Annotated in this window: 10 protein-coding genes; all 10 read right to left on the minus strand. The window is 42.9% G+C overall.

Annotated features, from left to right (window positions below; genetic code table 11):
- Positions 1-349: 349 nt before the first annotated feature.
- Positions 350-505 (minus strand): hypothetical protein, encoded by a 156-nt coding sequence (locus tag BIZ39_RS19480; RefSeq protein WP_012516914.1) that lies wholly within the window; start codon positions 503-505, stop codon positions 350-352.
- Positions 506-606: 101 nt separating this feature from the next.
- A complete protein-coding gene (locus tag BIZ39_RS19485) occupies positions 607-852 on the minus strand; it encodes a DUF5676 family membrane protein (RefSeq protein ID WP_012516913.1) in 246 nt (81 codons plus the stop codon).
- 99 nt (positions 853-951) lie between these two features.
- Positions 952-1,323, minus strand: coding sequence for a hypothetical protein (locus BIZ39_RS19490; RefSeq protein ID WP_012516912.1), 372 nt, complete (start codon positions 1,321-1,323; stop codon positions 952-954).
- A 17-nt stretch (positions 1,324-1,340) separates the two neighbouring features.
- Complete coding sequence (locus BIZ39_RS19495; RefSeq protein ID WP_012516911.1) at positions 1,341-1,751, minus strand: hypothetical protein; 411 nt, start codon at positions 1,749-1,751, stop codon at positions 1,341-1,343.
- Positions 1,735-2,400 carry a methyltransferase family protein gene (locus BIZ39_RS19500; protein ID WP_012516910.1) on the minus strand — a complete coding sequence of 222 codons (666 nt, stop codon included), beginning with the start codon at positions 2,398-2,400 and terminating at the stop codon, positions 1,735-1,737. Before BIZ39_RS19500 ends, BIZ39_RS19495 begins: the two co-directional genes overlap by 17 nt.
- Complete coding sequence (locus BIZ39_RS19505) at positions 2,393-2,731, minus strand: DUF2933 domain-containing protein (RefSeq protein WP_012516909.1); 339 nt, start codon at positions 2,729-2,731, stop codon at positions 2,393-2,395. The genes BIZ39_RS19500 and BIZ39_RS19505 overlap by 8 nt, the downstream gene beginning before the upstream one ends.
- 8 nt (positions 2,732-2,739) lie before the next feature.
- On the minus strand, positions 2,740-3,093 hold the full coding sequence (locus BIZ39_RS19510; protein WP_012516908.1) for a cupredoxin domain-containing protein: 354 nt from the start codon (positions 3,091-3,093) through the stop codon (positions 2,740-2,742).
- A gap of 11 nt (positions 3,094-3,104) precedes the next feature.
- Positions 3,105-5,348 (minus strand): heavy metal translocating P-type ATPase, encoded by a 2,244-nt coding sequence (locus BIZ39_RS19515; RefSeq protein ID WP_187447800.1) that lies wholly within the window; start codon positions 5,346-5,348, stop codon positions 3,105-3,107.
- Between the two features lie 75 nt (positions 5,349-5,423).
- On the minus strand, positions 5,424-5,858 hold the full coding sequence (locus BIZ39_RS19520) for a MerR family transcriptional regulator (RefSeq protein ID WP_012516906.1): 435 nt from the start codon (positions 5,856-5,858) through the stop codon (positions 5,424-5,426).
- 794 nt (positions 5,859-6,652) lie between these two features.
- Positions 6,653-7,240: a formyltransferase family protein gene (locus BIZ39_RS19525; RefSeq protein WP_262385812.1), complete on the minus strand. Its 588-nt coding sequence runs from the start codon at positions 7,238-7,240 to the stop codon at positions 6,653-6,655.
- Positions 7,241-7,282: the final 42 nt, after the last annotated feature.

A 7,282-nucleotide genomic window follows, 5' to 3' on the forward strand; every position in this document is an offset into this window, starting at 1 on the left:
CAGAGGAACTCAACTACGGAGTCGATCTATCAACCATCTGAGGGTGGTATCAGATTGATGGGGTGAAGGTGCCCCATCAACCATTAAATCCGTATACCCGGATTTCTGTGGCTGGACTTCTTATCGTATTCGCGGCTGAGAAATGGTTTCTAAAGCTCCATGCGTATGATGATGATGATAAAAATTATAACTGATGCAAATCATTGAAGCTGTTCATGAACTACATCGACGGAGTAAGACAATATTCAGCGTAGGCAGAGTAGCAGCCTAAAAGGTAAGCGCAGTTGTTATGAATAGGAAAGGAATTAACCGGCATTAGCGTGCCGGTTATTTTTACTCGTGGCACACTTTAACCGCTTTTTTGCTGCTTCAGTGTATTCATTATTTCAGCAAACTCCTGTCCTTTTGACTCAGGTGGCTGGCTACAACCCTGCTTCTCTGTATTGGTTTGACTGGGTAGTTGCATGGCTTGCTGTAAGGCTAATTCTGAATTATTGGTTATCATAATATCTCACCGTTAGTTTAAATTTATGTGGCAGTAGATATCAGCAAATATCGTACCTGTGCTAAAAGGACAAATACTGACTATTTATTTAGCCCTCACTACTACAGCTGCCTATTGTAAATACTGGCAATAAGCCAACCCAGTACACCTGCGAACAAAGCCCATAAAGCTCCGCCTATCACTACACCCAATAAAGGCACGTTCCATATCATCCCTTGCCAGTCTGAAAACATTATATTACCAGCCATGGGTGACATCATGTCGGGCATTGTAATAATGAACAAAGAACTAACAACTAACAACACTCTCGAAGCTGAACGATGCGGCGCACGCGAACGCAAATACATTTTCTCGAATTTTCATCTTACGCCTCCTTAAAGCCAGCATCATAATGTAACGACATCGCTCAGCATTGTTGTTGAGTGAGAACGTAGAGCACATTAAGGTTATGTACGCTTCCTGTGAGCGCCCTGCGGCAAGTGGTGGCAACTCCACGGTTTGTGCGTCGCATTGTCTTTTATATTTTGATCTACAAACTGGTAATAACCTTCTTTTGTGTGTGTCCACCAGTCATTGTGAAGATCTGCGCCGTGTTTTCGAATGATCGCTTCAATACCGTCTAAATCGATATGTGTCGCATCATATGCCAGGTGAATAGCCCCTTCTTTGATGTTGTAGCTCACCTCATCAATGCCAAAGAGTTTGTCAATCTCTTCAATTAGGGGCTCGCAATTTGCCTCATAGACATTGCTGAGCCGTAAATTCCGAACGACTAAATTTGCTTCTCTGACACCGACTCTGTGGTCTAAATCACTCATATCTTTCTCCTCGGGTGTTAATTTGAATGTTTCTGAGATTCGGGTGAATGGCTTCCATCCATTTTCGACATCATTACTTCCATCATCTTAAGATGCCTTTCTGCCATATCAACTTGGTTTTGCATGGGTTGCCCTTCCATTTTTTCGTGCATTATATGCATCATTCCCATCATGGATTGCATGTGTTTTTTCATCATTTCACGCTGCTTGCTGGGATTCTTTTCTTCTTTGATAGCGTTAACTTCTTCCTTCATCGACTTTATTTTTGCATTCATCATATGCATATCTTGGCCACGCATAGGCATTCCCGTTTGAATCTCTGGCTTGTCTGAGCCCTTATGCTCATGCTCTTCCATTTGTTGAGCTTGCGATGTTGCAGCCATTACTAATGTGGTTGAAAAAATGATTGATTTAGTGAATTTTTTCATGGCTTTCACCTTTTAATTTAAAGTTGAGGTTTGGGATCCAGCCAGGTGTCGTGTTGATATAGCTCACATACTCATCGCCAAATTCAGCAATAGCCAGAGCTTCTTCACGCTTTGCCAGTTTCACATACACAACAACTAAAACTGGAAACATGACCAGTGTGGGAATGGTCGGCCATTGCAACAAAAAACCGAACATGATCAGTATGAAGGCTAAATATTGAGGGTGGCGACACCGCGCATACCATCCAGTCTTAGCTAAGTGATGGTTCTTCTGAGCGTGGTGCAGCACATTCCATGCTGAGGACAAGATAAAGAATCCTGCAACAATAAATACCATACTGGCGATATGAAATGGGTCCCAGTGGGCGTCGCCTTTAAAACCAAAGAAAGTATGCAACAGATGTCCGTTTTCGTGCGCAAAAAAGTTTACTTCCGGATAGGTTTCAGCAAGCCATCCTGACAAGAAATAAATAGTCAGTGGGAAGCCATACATTTCGGTAAACAGGGCTACAATAAACGCAGAAAATACCCCCAAACTTCGCCAGTCGGTGGAAGATTTTGGCTTTACAAAACTGAATGCAAAAAAGATAAAAATAGCTGAGTTCAGTATCACCATTGACCATAAGCCATAATCATATGTATCATTCATCTTGGTTGTCCTTTTTAAGTGACTCCTTTCGGCCTTCCTCCAACCCCTGAATGTATCCATCACGATAAGCCGCGTTGTTATCACTCAATTCCTGAAAACTTTTCTGCTTATTGTCACTGTCGCGAGAATGTTCGTGGGCGTGTCCGTGTTTACCGTGGCTACTGTGCATGAATATATGCATGAATGGGCACAGCAATAAAATCAAATAGGGAAGAAACTGAAGGACATGATGACCATGTTCGAAAATTAAAAAATAAGTAACGGCAGCGATCATCGCTAATGCTGCCCACCCTGTAGGTGTTGACCAAAATCTGGGGTGACTGTTTTTCATGACTCCTCCTATACCACCGTAAGAACACCGCGATACATCTGCATCTGGCAGTGAAAAGTATGTTCGCCCTGTGGGACGTTTTCGAGGTGAATTGGTGTTACCTCATTAAGCGTTAGCTGCTCACTGATATCTAATGAAGGAATTAGCAGTACTTCGGAACAGGGAGACTCATCTTTGCGCAAAAACTTCAACGTAACAGATTGGTTTGCGTTTACCTGAATAGACGCTGGTGAGTACACGCCATTTTTTACTTCTATGAGTATTTCGTTACTTTCAGTAACTGTCTGATCAGGCTTGTATAACCAAAACCACCAAATAATCAGTGCAATACCCGTAAGTCCCACAATATTAATTATCATCATAAGAAAACTCCTTAGTGGTCCTTTGCCTTGAATAGGCGAAGCCGGTTCGCATTTGATACCACTGTTAACGAAGAAAATGCCATGGCGGCTCCGGCGATAACTGGGCTTAGCAATACTCCGAAAAATGGATAGAGCACGCCCGCCGCAAAAGGTATACCTGCTACGTTGTAGATAAAGGCTCCAAACAAGTTTTGCTTAATGTTGCGCAAGGTGGCTTTACTAACCGCTATAGCATCGGCCAGACCATGCAACGAGCCGCGCATCAGGGTGACATCGGCGCTTTCAATGGCAACGTCCGTTCCTGTACCAATGGCAAAGCCAACATCAGCCAAGGCAAGAGCCGGAGCATCGTTAATTCCATCACCAGTCATACCCACTACTTCTCTCTGCTGCTGTAATTCATGTACTTTGTTGGCCTTATCTTCGGGCAATACTTCAGCAAAAAACTCGCTTATTGCCGCTTTCTTTGCCACTGCAGCAGCAGTTTCTTTGTTGTCCCCCGTTAACATGATGACCCGGATATCATTAGCCTGAAGACGCTTGATGGCAGAAACAGAGTCAGGTTTTATCGGGTCGGCAACCGCTATGATGGCAGCAAGTTGTCCATCTACAGCGAAATACATGGGAGTTTTGGCGTCTTTGGCCAGTGTTTGTGCTTTCTCTGAATAATTACCTATGCCCACCCCTTTTGAAGCCATAAGCTTGCTGTTACCAAACAATAAGGCCTTTCCTTCACAACGGCCTTCAACCCCCATACCGGTAATCGCATTAAACTCTTCGGTTTTCAGCAGCTCAATGCCCTGGTCGTGGGCACTTTCTACTATCGCCATTGCTAATGGGTGCTCTGAACCATTTTCCAGACTAGCTGCCAATTGCAGCACTGTCTTTTCATCACTGAAATTGGCTAAAATTATGTCAGTGACCTTGGGTGTACCTTCCGTAATCGTTCCGGTTTTATCCAGTATCATCACACTGATTTTTGATGCCGTTTGTAGCGCTTCGCCGTTGCGAATTAGCACGCCGGCTTCAGCAGCCTTTCCAACCCCCACCATAACTGACATCGGCGTGGCTAGGCCCAATGCACATGGACAAGCAATGATCAATACAGTGGTGGCCGAAACTATGGCAAATGCCAGTGCGGGCTCAGGCCCAAAGTTCAGCCATGCTAGCGCACTGAGCACAGATATAATCATGACCACAGGAACAAAGTAAGCGGATATCACGTCGGCCAAGCGCCCAATAGGCGGCTTTGAATTTTGTGCGCGTTTAACCATTGCAATGATTTGCGCCAGTGCCGTGTCTTTACCTACTCGAGTTGCTTTAAATAGAAACATTCCTGACTTGTTGAGAGTTCCAGCAACGACTTCATCGTCATGTGATTTTTCAACTGGCATCGGTTCCCCGGTTAGCATTGACTCGTCGATTGACGTATGGCCTTCAACAACCACACCATCAACAGGCACTTTTTCTCCAGGCCTGACTTTGATGACATCGTTAAAAAGCACTTGCTCGATAGCGACCTGGACCTCTTTATTGTCGCGAATAACCGTGGCTGTTTTCGCTTGTAATCCAATTAAACGTTTGATTGCTTCTGAGGTTTTTCCGCGGGCTTTTAGTTCTAAGGCAAGCCCCAGATCAATTAGACCAATGATCATAGCTGTAGCTTCAAAATAAACGTGCCTTGCCATTAACGGCACTGCTTCAGGTACCAACACTACCAACATCGAATAGAACCATGCTGTGCCTGTACCAAGTGCAATGAGTGTATCCATATTGGCAGAATGATTTTTAAAGCTCTTCCACGCACCGATGTAAAAATGCCGGCCGGAAAAGAACATTACACCCAGCGTCAGTAGGCCAACTGCTAGCCACAACAACCTCTCGACATTAGTCTCGACCGTCATTTCGTCGACAACAATGCTATAAGTCATTAGAGGGATACCTAGCGAAAGCGCAATGAAAGTATCTCGCATCAGCTTTTTGTAATAGGTCCTATCCGCTGCTTCTTTTTCATCGACTACATCAGTGTCAGGCTTATCTTCGAAAGGCTTTGCGTTGTAACCAACGGACTCTACTGCTTGAACCAATAATTGAGAATCCGCTGTACCCGATACAAGTACTGTTCTGTCTGCAAAGTTCATTTCGGCATTCTGCACTCCCGGCGTCTGCTTCAAGGCAGCTTCTATTTTTCCAACGCAACTGGCACATCCGGCGCCTTCTATCACTAATTGTCGCTGTGTTACTTCTGCACTCATAGTGCTCTCCTTTTTTCCTATTTTTAGAAGACTTGTTTTTTGACGGACAACAATTTTTCTGAAGAAACACCTGCATTAAGTTCTGTCATTTATGTTTTCCTCCAGGACGGTGTGTTCAAACTCTTCTATTAAATGACAGACCACGTGTGAGGATGGGGCTTTGTCACCCATTGCTCCCCATTTCCTTACTGCCAGCATCATATTTTGCCTGAGTAACAACATTGCCTTAAATTGTCTTTCTGTTTCTGCTAGCCTTCTTGCAATTAAGGTTCTAACTAGGGGACAAGCGGTCTTTCCATTATCTGCTTCTCTGAGAATTTGCTTGATATCTTCAACTGAAAAACCTAAATGCCTTGCACTTAATATAAACCGCAACCTGGAAGCATCTTTCGTTGAATAGAATTTATAACCATTGTCAGATTTTGCCGGCGTTATTAACTGCAAGCGCGTGTAATAGCGAACAGTATCTGGCGTTGTAGCCAAGGCGCTTGCGATCTCTCTTACTTTCATAGTTGTTCCGATGTCTTTAACCTAAAATTTTACTTATACCTAAAGGCTAAACCTGTGTGTGGGACGCAGGTCAATAGGCATGTAACTCGTGAAACTTTCGGTTCTAAGATGTAATGCGTTTTTAAGTGAGGCGGATAATACTTGCTGTTCGTTTACTGATAGCAAACAGTGTCTTAATGTATATTAATTAAGCAGTTGATCGTCTAAGACATTCTTTGATTGCAATTGATTAGTAAAGAAAACTTAGAGAAAAGCCTCACTGAGTTTATGTGTAGCTCTTAATCGGAGGGTGGAAGGGAGGAGAGTGTATACCAATTAAAGGGGTAATATTTATATCTGAAAATGAGCTTTGCTTAATGTTTTCACTTATCAGAATTTCAATATTTGAAAGTATACAAAATTGGGTTAAAGAAGTTGCACAGTAAGCACCTATACAGCACGCGCATATCGATTGATCATTTCCTTCGCAGTGCTGTACATCCTGGTTCTTTTCTGAATGAAGTGTGTGATTATTTAAAGTAGTATGTTCTACGCTTGATAAGGAATCATTTGAGGACATATGAGATTCTGATGTGTCGTGACCATCACATTTAATTGGGTTCGTCATAGCAAAGCCGTGCTGTGAAAGCAGCGCAGCTATTAGTACTAATTTAAACCACTTATAAATGCCTGACACAATAAACTCCATCAGTGAGTAAGGGAATAGTAGCGGTATTCCGTTATTCTTACTTTGACGTAGATCAACACAACACAAAAAAGTGCTTAGGACCTTTAAACATTAAAGCCGTAATCAACTAGTTTAGTACTCTTGATTCATATAGCCTTAAACTACGCTTAGAAAGTACAACATAGCCATCATTTATAGCAATGCTTTTAATTAGTGCATCCTCAAAGATTATGCTACCGCACGTGAAATCGTGACTGAAAGTTGTGACTTCGACATCATTTGCGATATATAACGCGTTATCTAACGAAATAAGAATCCCAAAGTGCCCATACTGTCGAAGGGCATGACTAAATTGAGCGGTGTTTTGATCCCAATTTACAAACCTTCTTTTTACTGGAGGTAGACTTTGGAATGACGCTAGCTTTTCCAATTGAGGTGTGGCGTTATTATAAAGCTCATTAAAGTTATTAAGTAATTCTTCTAACAGAGTTTCTGCGAGTAACTGAGACTTGACCATCAATGATGAAATCGTTTCATTGTTTTCGACCTCAAATTTCTCTTGGATTAGGATGCTACCTGCATCAAGTTTCTCAGTGAGTTTATGAATGCTAACACCCGCGTTCTCAGGGTTGTCGATAATGTAGGTGAGTGGGGTTGGGCCCGATTTCAGATAATAAGTGCGACATTCATGGAAAGGTGTAGAAGAGGAGGCCAACTGCTAAAAGTGGTACGCTCTTCTCGTCAAAGAAACAAGCAG

This window comes from Alteromonas sp. BZK5 (assembly GCF_014349115.1).
Taxonomy (GTDB): domain Bacteria; phylum Pseudomonadota; class Gammaproteobacteria; order Enterobacterales; family Alteromonadaceae; genus Alteromonas; species Alteromonas macleodii.